Origin of the sequence: Staphylococcus caprae (assembly GCF_002902725.1) — a bacterium.
GTDB classification, from domain to species: Bacteria; Bacillota; Bacilli; order Staphylococcales; family Staphylococcaceae; genus Staphylococcus; species Staphylococcus caprae.
Window position 1 is genome coordinate 1 of record NZ_PPRT01000011.1, and the last position, 16,317, is coordinate 16,317.

Genomic DNA, 16,317 nt, shown 5'->3' on the forward strand with positions numbered 1-16,317 from the left:
TGAGTCGCTCAACGATGTGGAACTACTTGCTGATATTGACGTGCTTTCACTTGCCTTTATTGAGTCGCTCAACGATGTGGAACTACTTGCTGATGTTGATTTAAATGTACTCGTGGATGTCGAAGTACTTTGACTATCTAACGTTGATTGGCTTGAGGAAGTAGAAATAGAATCACTAGTACTGTTTCTCGCAACCTCATACTTAAATGTTGATGTAGATTTGTTTCCACTACTATCAGTTGATGTAATTGTAATTATAGAACTACCTATTTTTGTTGGTGTCCCACTAATTGTATTAGTATTCGAATCAAATATAAGGCCCTCAGGCAATCCAGTCACTGTATTTGTTACTGTAGCACCACTATTATCCGTTGTATTAATTGTTATTGGTGAAATTGGGTTATACACTTCAGATGATTGATCGCTAATTTGAGTTATCGTTGGTGCAGTAGTATCTTTTACGGTGATAATGAAACTACTGCTTGATGTATTACCTGTTGAATCAGTCGATTGTACTGTTACTGTTGTCGTGCCAATTTTCGTTGGAGTGCCTGTAATAGTATTAGTGCTACTATCATATGACAAACCCGAAGGTAAACCGCTCACTGTATTTGTTAATGTGCCTGTACCATTATCTGTAATTGTTACGTTAATAGGTGTAACAGATTTTCCTACTTCTATAGTTTGGTTACTTACGCTAATCGTAGGTTTTTGAACATCTCCAAATTTATAAATGAGAGTTTGACCAGCATTCGTCAATTTGATTGTGCCTGTGCTGTCTGTATAAGTCGGTGCACCTGAACTGTCAACGCCAGTATAGTTATATCCAAGTTTTTTCAAAGCATCTATTTGTTTATCAATTGTGACACTGCCATCAACGTTTCCAGCATATGTTTTAGGTGGAATAATATCTTTTCCAGTATTTGCATCAACATATCTCACTTGGGCTACTGCTGATTGAGTATATTCAAACTTTCCAAATTGTACTTGTTGAAGGTTTTTAGCCCCTCCAGTAGATGCAGTCATAGATAAAGAGAATGTTGAGGAACCACTATTTTTTATCCAATCAGACATATTTCTTGTCCAAGTTTGACCAGCATAGGTAATAGTCATCACTTTTGTATCGCCGTTATAATCAATAACAAAATCTTGGAATGAATTATCCGTTGGCTGAACTTTTAATTTAGCTGTACTATTAACATCAGTTGTGGCTACACCATTTGAATCTGTAGAAACGAAAGCACCAAAAGCACCTCCACCTCCTACGGTAGACGGATCAGCCTTAGCTTTAGCATCAGCTTTAGGCGTTGAAGTATTATGATATGTATCTAATTTAAAACCAAATGCATTATTTAATCCACCAATACCAAGTGCTGCCCCTTCATTCCCTATTTGTCCTAGATTACCTGGAGAAAAGGCAAACCCTATTCCATCTCCACCAACAATATTATCCTTAGTGTATCCTTCATATCTACTACCTAAGTTAACTTTACCAGTGAACCGGAAACTACGATTTGAATCTAATCGTGTATTTAAACTAATTGCACCTTTCTTGCTATAATCATCTGGCGTTAGAGTAACGATACCAGTTTTAGGATCATAAACTGCAGAACCAGAAAGGTTCATATGCTCATTAAAGTTATCTTTAGTTACTACGACTGAATTTGCTGATACACTTGTTGAGGTCGTAGTAGATGCAGCTGGTGATACAGCCAAATTTTTAAAAACTCTCATTCTACTGAAAGTTCTTAAATTACTTGGTGAACTTTTATTTGATTCACTTGCCAATTGTGACACATGGTTTAAATTCGTTTTTTCTGACGTGTGTGTACTTGATTGATTTTCACTTGAAACTTTTTGTGTCGCAACTTCACTATGCTGAGTACGAGTTGATTTATCTTCACTATTACTATTTATATGTTCCGAAGAAGATGTACGTGTTGATTTTTGATTTTCTGAGTCTTGGGTAGTTTTATTTAAAGTAGATACATTCTTATGTTGTTGGGAATTTTTTTCGTTATTTGCGGATGATGTGTCGGTATTTGATACAGTTGATTTGCCTATTGAAGATTTTTCTGAAGATGAGTTAGATTTTTCGCTGTTTTGAATTTTATTTGTATTTCCATTAGAGTTGTTTTTTATACTCTCACTATTTTGATGCTTCTCTATGGCTTTTTCACTTGTGGTTTCGTTACTTTTAACTGCTTCAGATGAAGAAGTTCGAGTTGTTGAATTTCTAATTTCACTACTTTGTTGAGTTGAGTTAGAAACCGTACTATTTGCCGTTTTTGTTTGTGAATTTCGAATTGTAGTAGAATTTTGATTCGCTACAGTCTCACTATTTGATGATATTTCTGATGTCATCGGTGTCTCAGATGCTGCTAATGCATGATGATCTTGCAACATATTAAATGTAAAGGCCCCACCAACAATAGCCATTGTTTTAGCAGCATTTTTCTTAAGTTTGTTGCCTTTTTTGTCATCAAGTTGAGTCTCATTCACTATATTTTTTCCTAAAAAGGGTAACCCCATGACTCTTAATAGTTCGAATTCATTAATACTCGCTTTGACCCAATTTTTACCTGACTTGTAGAGTTTGACCCGGGCTTTTTCATGGCTAAGACTCTTGTTAAAATCTTTTTCTTTTTTTGACATAATTTCTCTCCCACTTATCCTAAATATTTTGTATAATGTAGTCGTTTATACTATAAATATTCATTTCCTCAAGTATATAACTCAATATATGTAAAAAGCAACCAATTTAACACAATATTTATATAACTTCATACTAAAATATCGCATAACTACATTTTATATACTAAACGTGTAATAAAGCACTTTAACGGCCCGATATTTTCCAAATTTAAACATAATTTTCAAACAAATACTATTGAATGTCATTCAATCTTATGAAAGCGTTATTTCATTTTTTAGCCAAATTGAATTAAATTTTAATCATTTCCAAAGATGAAACTAGTTTTACTTAATGTGTTTTTATGCAAAAAAATGCATATTTTAAGCTGACTTGAACGTGTAATGATCAAGTCAGCTTTTCCAATTTTTAGTAATTCTATTAGTGTTTCCCTTAACATTAAGCTCAATTTTTTATATTTTATATTTTTTCCTTAATGCATATAGGACAAGTTTGTGTATGTATTTTCATTCTTAATATTTTCTTATTTATATCGTCTTGAAGTTATATTTTTCATCTTGAATTCCATCTTTCAAATAAATCCCCCAAAGAATGTAGCATAAGGCTCCGGCATTTAAAGACTTGAACATGATTATTTCTATACAATTAACAAGTAACGTTGCTATAAACAATACAATCGTCACTCTAAAAGGTTTTCTAGCTAAAAGAATAACTTTCAATATGTAAATTACATAGCAAGTCAGTCCAATCATACCTGTAAAAATAATAACTTCAAAAATGATATTTCCCGCTTCAATGTTTAAATTTTTTAGATAACCATTCGCATGATGCATAGGTATTCCGAATCCACTACCTAAAAATGGATGAGTTTCAAAAGCATATTGAATATTTTTGATTTGATTATCTTTAGGCATAAGTACATTTTCTATTGAATTCCCTTTAAAAATGAAGTTTACCACTAAGGAGTGTACTAAAGGATGAAAAATACTTGTTATAGCTAGCATTAGAATTCCCAAAATCATCGGGTATTTATAGCGCTTTTTTAAATTTAAAAGTAATAAAATAATTAAGAGACTTATCATTAGCGTTACCCATGCTAGTTTAGAATCTGTTAAATAAAGTTCTATTATTGCAATTAATACAACAAAGAAATTTAATAAATTTATTTCATATTCCCGCAGGATATAGAGGATAAGAATCAATAACCCCATTAAAAGAATTACCGCAAAGGTTTTGTAATCACTCAAAAAGCCATGAAATGACTCACCCTTAATGAAATAATTTGTTAGCTTCAACACGATGGGTAACAAGGAAAAGATAATTAGCAACTTTACTTGTTGTGCCGTCCATATTACAAGTTCTTCAATATCTTTAATTAAACATATTAATAGTACGATAATCGTTAAAGGAATAAAGTAATTAATAATTTTAATTACAGACATCATTGGATAGTCCGAGACAACAAGACTTATCAAAATATAAATCAACATTAAATTCATTGATGAAAAAGCAAAGTTAAACATAATATAACTTCGCGTCCATTTCTTAATATATCTAATAAGGAAAAATATTCCTATCACATATATTAAAATGTATTGCATATATGTGATAAAAACAGTACTTTCTCCGAGATCAAAAGTCGAATTCATTAAAGTTCTTATCATATATAGATATATAAGTTGAATGACGCCGATTACGCCTCTTTTGAGTAGTATGAGTGATAATAATATTGCTAAAAAGAGCGTCCATTTATTGCATATACTCATTATGAAAATGAGACTAATTAGTGTATTTTCTCTGATGGTCTGTTTGTTCATTTTCAAAAATTGTTTCATTTATACTTCTCCAAATCATCTTGCTGTTAATTCTACTGTGTCTTTAGAAAGACTCGCTTGAGGTGTGAAATGATAAGCCTACTATGCCTACTCACCTATTTATTTCTATTGTTATTTTATTAGTTTATTATGTTTTGTAATTATAGCATGAAATGTTTGTGGCACATATATTTTTAGCAATTCCAGCCATTTTCTATAGAAAAGCAGGGAGAGGGACAGAAATATAATTTAGCAAAATTATTTTCGTTGTCCCTCTCCCAACTTTCATTGTTTGTAGAATTTCTTAAAAAGAAATTCTCTGTGTTGGGGCCCCGCCGGCAAGGATGGCTAGGATTGAAAGAAGCTTGATATAAGCGAACTTTCAATTCAGACATCTACTGCCAATATGTTAAAGAAGGCTGAAACATTTAATTATGTCTCAGCCTCTGAACTGTATATCATTTATTTAATATTTTTCAAAGCATCTTTTATCTCAGTTTGACCTGATTGAATAAAAATGTCTTTTCCTTCTACTGAAGGTTCTTGAAGTGATTCAATTAATACCGTTGCAACATCTTCACGTGGAATTGTATAACTATTTGGGTCTCCGTTAATTTTTAATTCAGCTTCAATTTTGCCAGTTCCTTCATCATCTTGAAGTGGGCCTGGATGAACGATTGTGTAATTTAATCCTGAATTTTCAATGTAAAGATCTGAAAAATGTTTTGCAACTGCGTAAGGTCTCATCACATCTGATTCTTTTTCAGGTTCAATACTGTCTGTTGCACTTAATTGAACAAACTTTTTCACATTATGATTTAATGCGAAATCTACGGCTTTTTTAGCACCCAATAAATCAACTAGCAACGTTTTATCTGGGCCAGTGCTACCACCTGAGCCTGCTGTAAAGATGACGCTATCTACGCCTTCAAATGCATTTGAGAAATCGTCCTCTAAATCTTGAACAACCACTTTATCTGCGCCTAAGTCTTTAAGTTCATTAACTTGTTCTTCTTTACGTACTAGAGCTACTGAAGAATGATCAGTATCTTTTAATTGAGAAATCACTTTTCTACCAACTGCTCCATTAGAGCCGATAACTAAAACGTTCATTGATATAACCCCTTCCTTTTTTGTATGCACATGCATATTAACGCTTAAATCAATGCAACTCAACTCATATGCTTATATACCTTATAGGTGTGTTGTTTTCCTGAAAATTAAAAAAAGAGTATACCGGACTTCTTAAAAGTGAGTCTCTTGATTTAAAAACTCTAATTTGAAACATTTAAGACGGTAAGTATACTCATTAAAATAGATAATCACACGATACGTTTACGTATTGCACCGGAAATAAGGTCAACAATTGCCACCATAAGCACTAATCCTATTAAAATAATACCTACACGACCCCATGAACGTGTTTGTAACGCGAAGATTAGTGGCGTTCCTATACCTCCAGCACCGATTAAACCTAAGATAGAGGCAGAACGTAAATTTAACTCAAAACGATAAAGAATCAATGATATAAACGACGGAAGAATTTGTGGAATCACAGCAAATATCAATGTTTTAGTTTTATTGGCACCACTTGCTTTTAATGATTCTACAGCACTAAAATCTAAACTTTCAATATCTTCTACAAATAATTTTCCTAACATTCCTACTGAATGAATCCCTAGTGCTAATACACCTGAAAAGGAACCTGGTCCAACAGCTTTAATAAAAATAAGTGCCATTACAATTTCTGGAAAAACTCTGATAATACTTAAGATAAATTTGCTTGTCCCGGTAACTGGTCTTAATTTAACCATATTTCTTGCTCCTAAAAATGCAAAAGGAATACATATAATAGAAGCAATAAAAGTACCGATGACAGCTATAGCAAATGTTTCTAATAAACCTCTTAACAAGTCCTCACCTGCAGGTATGTATATATAACCTAAATCTGGGTGAAACAGACCATAAAAAATTGACTTTAGTATTTCAATGGATTTACTTTTTAGTTCGAGTGCAGGCATACCAGCAAAGGCCCAAATAATGATAATCGCTACTACAACAGCAATCATCCAATTCTTTATCATTTTTTGACGATGTCGTTTTGAATTCAATTCAAACTTTTGTTCATTCATGCTAATTTCTCCCTCACTTTCGAACTCACAAAGTCGATAATGACAACGATGACAAGTGTGAATAAAATAATCATTGCTGTTTTCTTATATTGGAATAACCCTAAAGTTTGATCATAGAATAATCCAATACCTCCCGCACCAACTAAACCTAAAACAGCTGATGCACGAATGTTAATTTCAAAGGCAAATAAAACATATGACATAAATGAAGAAATTGCTTGAGGAACAACGCCAAATACAATCCATTTTATTTTGTTGGCACCAACAGCTGTCATCGCCTCCATTGGACCCGGGTCGATTGTTTCTAGAGATTCATATAATAGCTTTCCAATAATACAGATAGTGAGAATAAATAATGCTAATACCCCTGGAATTTGTCCAATACCAAATACAGCAACGAATACTGCTGCTAAGAGAAGGTCGGGTATTGTACGGACGATATTCAGAATAAAACGAGCTGGAATAGCAATCCACTTTGTTTGAACAATATTACTCGCACATAACAACGCTACTGGTATAGATACAATACTCCCAAGAAACGTCCCTACAATTGCCATTCGAATCGTATCTAACATCGGTTTAGTAATCTGGTCAAGATAACTCCAGTCTGGTGGCACCATTTGGCCAAAGAATGAACCAATTTGCGGAATACCTACCATTAAGTCACCTATACTAAACCCCGTATAAATAAAACTCCAAATAATCAAAGCAATAATTAATATGATTGAAAAGCTTGTTTTAAGTGACATCTTTTTATTTAAATATTGATCATATTTATTCGTAGATGATGTAGGTGTAGCCATATTACTCCACTCCTAACTTTTCATCGTCATTAATTGCACGACCGTAAATATGATTGAACACTTCTTCATCCGCTTCATGTGCTGGTCCATCGTAAACGAGTTCACCGGCTCTCAAACCAATAATTCTAGATCCATATTCACGTGCTAAATCTACAAAGTGTAAATTAATTAAGATTGTAATGCCTAATTCTTCGTTAATTTTCTTTAAATCATCCATAACTTGTTTCGTTGTCAATGGATCTAATGACGCCACTGGTTCATCGGCCAAGATAATTTCTGATTCTTGGCATAATGCACGTGCTATAGAAATACGTTGTTGTTGCCCACCAGAAAGTTGATCTGAACGTTGGTCGTATTTATCTAGAATATTTACACGTTCTAATGCATTCATGGCTTTAATTTTATCTTCTTTAGGAAATAGACCGAGAACCATTTTCCATGTCGGATGATAACCTACTCTTCCACTTAATACATTTCTTAAGACGGTAGAACGTTTAACAAGATTGAAATGCTGAAAAATCATCCCAATATTACGTCGCATTTCTAATAACTTTTTACCACGCGCTTTCGTAATCGATTGCCCTTCAATCGTAATGTCACCAGAAGTAATATCATGCAAACGATTGACTGATCTCAATAATGTTGATTTACCTGCACCTGACAACCCAACAATTACTGCGAAGTCACCCTTTTCAATATTTAAATTGATATCTTTTAATCCCACATGTCCATTTGGATATACCTTGCTCACATTCTTGAATTCAATTTGACTCATAACATACACCCTTCTTTTAAAAAGAAAAGCTAAGAAGTCTGAACAATCGATTAATCAATCTTTACATTCAGTCTCCTAGCTTTTCTGTTTTTGATTCAATTCATCTTATCGTTTAATTGTTTTATTTCATGTCTTGAACTTCTTTTTCATATTTTCTTACGATATCGAAGTTAGAATCCTTTGTATCTGTATATCCTTCATGTGAATACACTTCACTGATGATTTTGTGACCTTTTTTAGATTTAGCGATTTCTTTGAAAGCTTTTTTAAGTTTTTCTTGGAATTTCTTATCCATATCAGGACGTACTGAAATTGTATCGTTTGGAATTGGTTCAGTCAGTTTTAAAATTTTAGTATCTTTGAACACGTTTGGTTGGTCTTTTTTAACTATCGTACGTGCATCTTGGAATACTGCTGCTGCATCAACGTCTCCGTTTAATAAAGATATAACTGCTTGGTCGTGTCCTTTCACGTTTACAATTTTCATATCTTTAGTTGCATTGATACCTGTCTCTTTTTTAAGTGTAGCTAATGGGAATGTGTATCCTGCTGTAGAAGTTACATCTTGAAGTGCAATTTTTTTACCTTTTAAATCTTTTAAGCTCTTAATTTTTGAGTCTTTCTTAACTAAGATTTCAGATTTATAATCATCGACTAATTTCTTATTTGGTGAACCGTCATTATTTACACCAAAACGTTGTGCTTGAAGTAATAAGTCTGCTGCTTTTTGGTCATGTGCTAATGTATAAGCAGTTGGTGGTAAGAAACCTACGTCAACTTTTTTAGATTTCATTGCTTCTACAATTGTATTGTAGTTTGTTGAAACTGATACTTTTACTGGAATACCTAATTTGTCAGATAATAACTTTTCTAATGGTTTCGCCTTTGCTTCTAATTTATCCGCATTTTGAGATGGTACGAATTGAACTGTTAATTCCTTTGGTTTATAGCCGTCTGAACTAGATTTACTATCTGAACTTTTCTTATTATTGTCTAACGAGCTAGAGTTCCCACAGGCTGCCGCGAAAATAACTACCGATAAAACAAGTACTACTAAAAATTTCAAATTCTTCATTATAATAACTGTCCCCTTCACATTTATAATGGTGTAATATGTATATTTTTGAACCTATAATTATAGATTAGCATATCTAATAAGTAATGAGTATTTAATTTCAATTAAATTTATAAATTTTTTATAATAAACAATAAGAGTTTGTAAAGAAATCGTTAAGGTCATACAGCACTTTAAGTTTATATACTATAATTTTAAAAAGTATAAATTATAGTGAGGAGTCAATGATAGAGATGAAAATATTTAAAATACTAGGTTCTACTGTATTAGCAACTGCCATTTCAGTAACATCGATTCACTCAGCACAAGCAACGACACAATCCTCTTCTTCAACTTCAAATCAAAGTAATCAAAATGTACTATTTGATAATTCTCATGAACAAACAGCTGGTGCAGCTGATTGGGTCATTGATGGCGCATTCTCAGATTATGCTGATTCAATGAAACAACAAGGCTATAATGTAAAAGAATTAGATGGTGAAGCAAATATTAGTGATAGCACGCTTAAAAATACTCACATTTTAGTTATTCCGGAAGCGAATAATCCATTTAAAGAAAAAGAACAACAAGCCATCGTCAATTTTGTTAAACGTGGAGGTAGTGTCATTTTCATCTCAGACCATTACAATGCTGATAGAAATTTAAATCGTATTGATTCTTCTGAATCGATGAATGGGTATCGTCGTGGTGCTTATCAAGATATGACAAAAGATATGGATAACGGTGAGAAAAACTCTAAAGCGATGCAAGGGGTTAAAAGTTCTGACTGGCTATCTGACAACTTCGGCGTACGCTTTAGATACAACGCATTAGGTGATTTGAATACAAAAAACATTGTATCTAATAAAGATAGCTTTGGTATTACAGAAAACGTTCATTCCGTTTCTATGCATTCAGGTTCAACTCTAGCAATTACCGATCCAGATAAAGCTAAAGGAATTGTCTATCTTCCTGATAACTTGTCTAATAACCAGAAATGGTCCCATGCTGTTGATCAAGGCATCTATAATGGCGGAGGTATTAAAGAAGGTCCGTATGTAGCTATTTCAAAAATAGGTAAAGGGAAAGCAGCATTTATCGGTGATACATCACTTGTAGAAGATAGTTCTCCTAAGTATCAACGTGAAGATAATGGTAAATCGAAAAAGACATATGATGGTTTTGAAGAACAAGATAATGGCACACTTTTAAAAAATTTAACGACATGGATGGGTAAAACTGATAGTCATTCATCTATGAAAGAGACAGGTGTTAAACTTGATAGTAAAACACCTCTATTAAACTTTGAAAAGCCAGAAAATTCTACAGAACCTCAAAAAGAACCTTGGTCTCAGCCTGAGAAAGGTTACAAATGGTACGACCGTTCAACATTTAAACCGGGCATTTATGGTAGCACGCAAAGTGGTTCTGATAACAATGATAACGGTAATAACAATCATGGATCTGATAATGAAAAGGTGGGCGATGCTCAATTTCTTTTGCCAAAGGACATTGAACCTAATCATCCGTTCCAAGTTAAGATAAAACTTAAAGGTTATCCTGCAAATAGCACGATTGATGACTTATCAGTTGGTATTTATAAAGATGGTGGTAAACAAATAGGTAGCTTCTCTACTAATGATTCACAATTTAGTAATCCAGGTTATAGTGAAAAACAATCTGTGAAGACTGATCGTCATGGTGAAGCTACATTGACATTAACCGCTAAAGTCTCAGAAGATATTAAAGATGCACATATTAGAATCAAACAAGGAAAGAAAGTATTAAAGACAAGTGATATTAATTAATATATGTAATATTTTAAGGGGCATTGGTACAATATGTGTGTATCAATGTCTTTTTTATGGAGGTTTAGGCAGATGTCTCAATTAGCATTTTATGTAGTAAGTGATGTACACGGATTTATCTTCCCAACTGATTTTTCAAATCGACATAATGAGTTACCTATGGGTTTATTAAAAGCGAATCATCTCATTGAACAAGACAGCACGCACTATGATGGCACGATAAAAGTTGATAATGGAGATTTTTTACAAGGCTCCCCTCTGTGCAATTATTTAGTTTCTGAACTAAAATCGAGTCGTCCATTAACTGATATTTATAACCGATTAGGATTTAGTTTCGGAACAATTGGTAACCATGAATTTAATTATGGCTTAAGTTATTTAAAAGATACGATCCAGCAACTTGATTATCCCATTTTATGTGCTAACATTTTTGAAAATGGAAAACCCTTTACAGACCAAGGAATTACCTATTTACATCAAAATGATGTAACCATTGGCGTCATTGGTTTAACAACACAATTTATTCCTCACTGGGAACAGCCTGAATACATTAAAACTTTAACGTTTGAAAGTGCTGTTGAAACCTTAAAAAAACATTTACCAGAATTACGAAAGCATAGCGATATCATTGTTGTAAGTTATCATGGTGGGTTCGAACGAGATTTAGAAACTGAAGAACCGACCGAAGCTCAAACTGGTGAAAATGAAGCCTCAGAAATTTTACGTTTATTCAGTAGTGACATTGATGTATTAATCACAGGCCACCAACACCGTGACATCGCTATGATTCACAACCAAACAGCAATAATACAACCTGGTACACGAGGCACTAAAGTCGGAAAAATTGTTTTAAATATTGAAAGTCAAAAAGATATTCAAGTTGAATCATGTACGTTATTAAATGTTGAAGATGATCCTAACTTTGAAATTGAACCTCAAGATTCAAAACTACGTACACATTTAGAAGATTGGTTAGATAAAAAAGTGGCGACTTTGCCTACTTCAATGCGTGTTGAGAATGCTTTTGAAGCTAGAGTTAAGCCTCATCCGTTCATCAATTTACTAAACTACATTTTACTTGAAAGTAGCGGGGCTGATATCGCATGTACTGCCCTATTTGATTCTGCTAAGGGATTTGATACAGATATCACTATGAGAGATATCATCAATAACTATCCTTTTCCAAATACATTTAAGGTACTTGAACTGAGTGGTAATGATATTAAACGAGCTATTGAACGTTCAGCCTCTTATTTTGATTTACATGATAATAAAATAAGTGTGAGCGCAGACTTCCTTGAGCCTAAACCTCAGCATTTCAATTATGATATATTTGCAGGAATTCATTATACAATTAATGTGAGCCGCCCTTATGGAGAACGTGTGAACGAATTGAGTATAAATGGACAACCCTTGGATGAAAATAAAACATATACAATTTGTGTGAATAATTATCGTGCGGTTGGTGGGGGTAATTATGATATGTATGTAGATAAAACAGTAGTTAAAGATATTCAAATTGATGGGGCTCAGTTATTAATCAACTATTTATCTAATAATGACTTAAGTCACATTCCTCAAGTTGTTAATTTTGAAGTCGTAAAATAAAGGAGATATCATGTCAGAATTCACAGCATTTTTAAAAGATATTGAAGTTGCAGACCATCGTGAAAAAATGGAAGGCTTATTTGAGTGGATTGATTCACGTTTTCCCGAATTGAAGCGTGTGGTTAAATGGAATCAACCTATGTATACTTACAATGACACATTTATTATCGCATTTAGTAAAGCGAAACATCATTTTTCTATTATGCCAGAGGCTGCTTGTTTAAAACATTTTAAACAACGTGTCGCTGATGCTGGTTATACACAAACAGATAATTTATTAAGAATTAAATGGGATCAAGAAATTGATTATCCTCTAATTGAAGAAATGATTACATTGAATATGAAGGAAAAAGAAAATTATTCAAAGTTTTGGAGAGATCATAAATAATTGTTATATGCATGGGGAGTGGGACAGAAATATAATTTATCAAAATTATTTTCGTTGTCTCTCTCCCAACTTTCATTGTTTGTAGAATTTCTTAAAAAGAAATTCTCTGTGTTGGGGCCCCGCCGGCAAGGATGGCTAGGATTGAAAGTAGCTTGATATAAGCGCACTTTCAATTCAGACATCTGCTGCCAATATGTTAAAGAAAGCTGAGACAATTAATTATGTCCCACTCCCGTGAATCATACTATAAGAGCTCCTCAAATGTTTGTTTTAAAAACTTTCATTTAAGGAGCTCAATTTATATCATTGCTATTTTAGTTTTGAATTTACATTTTCATAGTAAAAATCTTATTTCAAAATGGCGGATTATTTAGTTACTAAATGTGATGTACTTTCTTTCATAAAGATGATTAACAAAGTTAAGAATGATACCTAATATGATAATACCACCAGAAATAAATGTAATTTGAATATAAGGTAAGCCAATAGATAGCAGTATAGAACCGATCATGGCACCTAAGAAGTTTGCCACGTTAAACACTGACGCCGCTAAAGTACTTGCAAGTAAAGGGGCTTCGTGTGCACTTAAAATAATCTTGCTGTTGAGCAATGGCGTTGTGCCAAATGTTCCGAAACCGAACATAAAACATATGATTAATGCTAAAACCGCGTAATGAACAACTGTTACAAACAGAATAATTGTAACGAATAAAAGTAAAAATGTGAGATAAAGATTCTTCGTTAATTTTTGTTCTGGAATACTTCCTGTGACTAAATTTCCAATTACCCCACCTAATCCGAACATAAATAGACAAACTGTAAGGCCTACAACTTTATATGGTGAAAAATCTCGAATCATAGGTTCCATAAATGTATACGTAGTGAACACGCCTGAATATCCAAATACAATAATAGAAATAACGATAAGAATATGTGGATTTTTAAATACTTTTAATTCATTAGCAATATTAGCTTCAGCGCTTAATGAAACTTTTGGAACAAATTTAATCATTCCTAGCATTGTAATCACAGCTAAACCAATCATGACACCAAATACAGTTCTCCAATTGGCAAATCCACCAAGGAATGATCCGAATGGCACACCTATCATGACAGCAATGGTTAGACCAGCTTGTACTAATGCAATCGCTTGTGGTTTCTTTGCGGGAGGAGCAACTGCAGCTGCTACGCTCATACATACGCCAAAGAATGGTGCGTGCATCGCTGCTGACATTAATCTTGATAATAATAATACGTTGAAATTAGGTGCTAACATTCCTACTAAATTACTTATAATGAATATGGCTACTAAAATAGGTAATAATCGATGACCATGTACTTTTAAAGTAAATATTCTCATAAATGGTCCGATGACAGCGACACTAATTGCATAAACACTAATTAATAAACCAGCGCTTGAAATTGAAACTTTCATATCACTAGCTATTTGTGTTAGCAAACCTGTGACTACATATTCTGCCATACCAACAGTAAATGTTCCTAACATAAATACGATGAACATCATTTTGTTTTCTCTCATTATTGCTCACTCCCTTTTTCTAATTTTTAAAAAATCAACATGAGTGATATATTATAAAAAATCATAACGCTTGTGAAGAGGTAAATTGAAATTTATTGTAGTATTTAAAAGTAGTGAGCGTAAGCTTTCATGTTATTTTCATAATAATAATATTAAGACAATTTTTGATGACGCAATATAAAGGTCATTTTAAAATTATCAGGATTGGAACAATGAAAATAATTTTGCGAAATTAAAGATTTTGTCCCGGTTTTGATAACTAAGATGGAATTTTATTTTTCTCTTCCCTAACATAATGAAATTTAACGTAAGTTTTGAGAAGAAGCTGATCAATTGTTATATTTATTTATAGAAGAGTAATCATTGGAGGCTTATGATGCGTTCTGAGAATAAAAAAGAACAAAAAAAACGTAAAAATTGTTGGCTGTGGTATATTTGGGACACCATTTTTGATGTTATATTTTATAGTATCATCGGTGTGGTTAGATTGATTAAACATTGGATTTGATAGATGTATGAGAATGGAATTTACATGAATTTAAAGAAAATGATACTTTCTCTTTACAAAATGCTTTGTGCGTTCTATAATAATTAATGTTCTGATTTTGGAGGGATACTCAAGTCTGGCTTAAGAGGCCAATCATTCGTGATTGGTAGGAGCTTTTGCTCGCGTTGGTTCAAATCCTTCTCCCTCCGCTAATTATTTTAAGGCAAGTTCTTATTACGAGAACTTGCCTTTTTTGTGTTCAATTCTATTTTTGAAAAGGTAAATTGAACGCGTTTCTTCTATTATATATATAATCATTTTTCCATTTTATAAATGTTTAAAAACCATAACGTATCTTATTAAGAAGCAACGTAAAGAAATACTTCTTGAATATCATACGCTATGTTTATGCTAACTAAATTAAGTTTTATTTATTGAATGCTTTTACTTCCAATTATTTATGTGGTTTGAACGTTTTTTGTGGTGCATAAATTGTAGTATTATATTTGTCTGCAATTTTTTGTGTTTCTTTATCTACTTTTTTCTCAAATACTTTTTTAGACATTTTAGATGCGTCACCGACATTTTTCTCTAATTCAGCGTATTGTGCTTCTGTCATTCCTTTTGGTGGTATACCTGCATATGGACGATTTCCTTGATGAGTTTGAGTTGAATGTGGCTTATATGTTTTTTGTGGTGCGTAGATTGTATTACCATATTTATTTGCGATTTTTTGTGTTTCTTTATCTACTCTTTTGTTGAATACTGAATGAGGCATTTCGTTAGCATTACCTACATTATATTCTAATTCAGAATATTGCTTTGAAGTCATACCTCTTGGCGCTATACCTGCATAAGGTCTTGCTCCCATATCCGTACGCCCGTGTTTATCAAATTCTTTTAAATATCCCATTTTAGTGTTAAATTCTTTATTACTGATAAAGCAATCGTACCTGCTAATACTGCACTGCTTAATAAAGTGACTTTCTTCATTTTACTGTAACCCCTTTCAAAAGTTTAAATTTTACAATTTCTACGTAATCACAAACTTTTAATTATTTCATTTGTAATACAGAATTTTTACTGTCATTTTACATTGTTCAAATTAAATAACACTTATTAAATATAATTTTCCCATAATATAATAAAAAGCACCTACAACGAATACACTGTAGGTGCTAAAAATATTATATATATATCTATTTAATTAGTAACTATCTCTCATGTTGAAAGGCTATCAACAATTGTATAAGTG

At 32.7% G+C, this 16,317-nt stretch carries 12 protein-coding genes and 1 tRNA gene; 4 read left to right on the plus strand and 9 right to left on the minus strand.

Annotation, left to right across the window (positions count from 1 at the left end):
* From CD155_RS02495 to CD155_RS02525, 7 genes are all read right to left on the minus strand, one after another.
* The coding region (locus tag CD155_RS02495) for a lectin-like domain-containing protein (protein ID WP_180991829.1) at window positions 1–2,655 on the minus strand (2,655 nt) is incomplete at its 3' end.
* Between the two features lie 525 nt (window positions 2,656–3,180).
* Window positions 3,181–4,176, minus strand: a complete 996-nt coding sequence (locus CD155_RS02500; RefSeq protein WP_256605024.1) for an O-antigen ligase family protein — start codon at window positions 4,174–4,176, stop codon at window positions 3,181–3,183.
* Window positions 4,177–4,929: 753 nt separating this feature from the next.
* A complete protein-coding gene (locus CD155_RS02505) occupies window positions 4,930–5,580 on the minus strand; it encodes an SDR family oxidoreductase (protein ID WP_103212423.1) in 651 nt (216 codons plus the stop codon).
* 209 nt (window positions 5,581–5,789) lie between these two features.
* Window positions 5,790–6,599: a phosphonate ABC transporter, permease protein PhnE gene (gene phnE, locus CD155_RS02510; protein ID WP_103212424.1), complete on the minus strand. Its 810-nt coding sequence runs from the start codon at window positions 6,597–6,599 to the stop codon at window positions 5,790–5,792.
* Complete coding sequence (gene phnE / locus CD155_RS02515) at window positions 6,596–7,402, minus strand: phosphonate ABC transporter, permease protein PhnE (RefSeq protein ID WP_070833253.1); 807 nt, start codon at window positions 7,400–7,402, stop codon at window positions 6,596–6,598. The genes phnE (CD155_RS02510) and phnE (CD155_RS02515) overlap by 4 nt, the downstream gene beginning before the upstream one ends.
* A gap of 1 nt (window position 7,403) precedes the next feature.
* Window positions 7,404–8,177 carry a phosphonate ABC transporter ATP-binding protein gene (gene phnC, locus CD155_RS02520; protein ID WP_044466621.1) on the minus strand — a complete coding sequence of 258 codons (774 nt, stop codon included), beginning with the start codon at window positions 8,175–8,177 and terminating at the stop codon, window positions 7,404–7,406.
* 121 nt (window positions 8,178–8,298) lie between these two features.
* The gene (locus CD155_RS02525) at window positions 8,299–9,252 is read right to left on the minus strand and encodes a phosphate/phosphite/phosphonate ABC transporter substrate-binding protein (protein WP_037541749.1); all 954 of its coding nucleotides are present in this window, start codon (window positions 9,250–9,252) and stop codon (window positions 8,299–8,301) included.
* 233 nt (window positions 9,253–9,485) lie between these two features.
* On the opposite strand from CD155_RS02525, the gene CD155_RS02530 reads away from it, so the two are divergent.
* From CD155_RS02530 to CD155_RS02540, 3 genes are all read left to right on the plus strand, one after another.
* Window positions 9,486–11,039 carry a Gldg family protein gene (locus CD155_RS02530; protein WP_103212425.1) on the plus strand — a complete coding sequence of 518 codons (1,554 nt, stop codon included), beginning with the start codon at window positions 9,486–9,488 and terminating at the stop codon, window positions 11,037–11,039.
* Window positions 11,040–11,111: 72 nt separating this feature from the next.
* The gene (locus CD155_RS02535) at window positions 11,112–12,647 is read left to right on the plus strand and encodes a bifunctional metallophosphatase/5'-nucleotidase (protein WP_103212426.1); all 1,536 of its coding nucleotides are present in this window, start codon (window positions 11,112–11,114) and stop codon (window positions 12,645–12,647) included.
* A 10-nt stretch (window positions 12,648–12,657) separates the two neighbouring features.
* Window positions 12,658–13,035 carry an iron chaperone gene (locus CD155_RS02540; protein ID WP_002444709.1) on the plus strand — a complete coding sequence of 126 codons (378 nt, stop codon included), beginning with the start codon at window positions 12,658–12,660 and terminating at the stop codon, window positions 13,033–13,035.
* Between the two features lie 370 nt (window positions 13,036–13,405).
* On the opposite strand, the gene CD155_RS02545 is transcribed toward CD155_RS02540, so the two are convergent.
* Window positions 13,406–14,575, minus strand: a complete 1,170-nt coding sequence (locus CD155_RS02545) for an MFS transporter (RefSeq protein ID WP_103212427.1) — start codon at window positions 14,573–14,575, stop codon at window positions 13,406–13,408.
* Window positions 14,576–15,182: 607 nt separating this feature from the next.
* Between CD155_RS02545 and CD155_RS02550 the strand changes: the two genes are divergently transcribed.
* Window positions 15,183–15,271 (plus strand) — tRNA-Thr (locus tag CD155_RS02550).
* 245 nt (window positions 15,272–15,516) lie between these two features.
* Here the strand turns inward: CD155_RS02550 and CD155_RS12880 are convergent.
* Window positions 15,517–15,975: a hypothetical protein gene (locus CD155_RS12880; RefSeq protein WP_256605023.1), complete on the minus strand. Its 459-nt coding sequence runs from the start codon at window positions 15,973–15,975 to the stop codon at window positions 15,517–15,519.
* Between the last annotated feature and the right edge of the window lie 342 nt (window positions 15,976–16,317).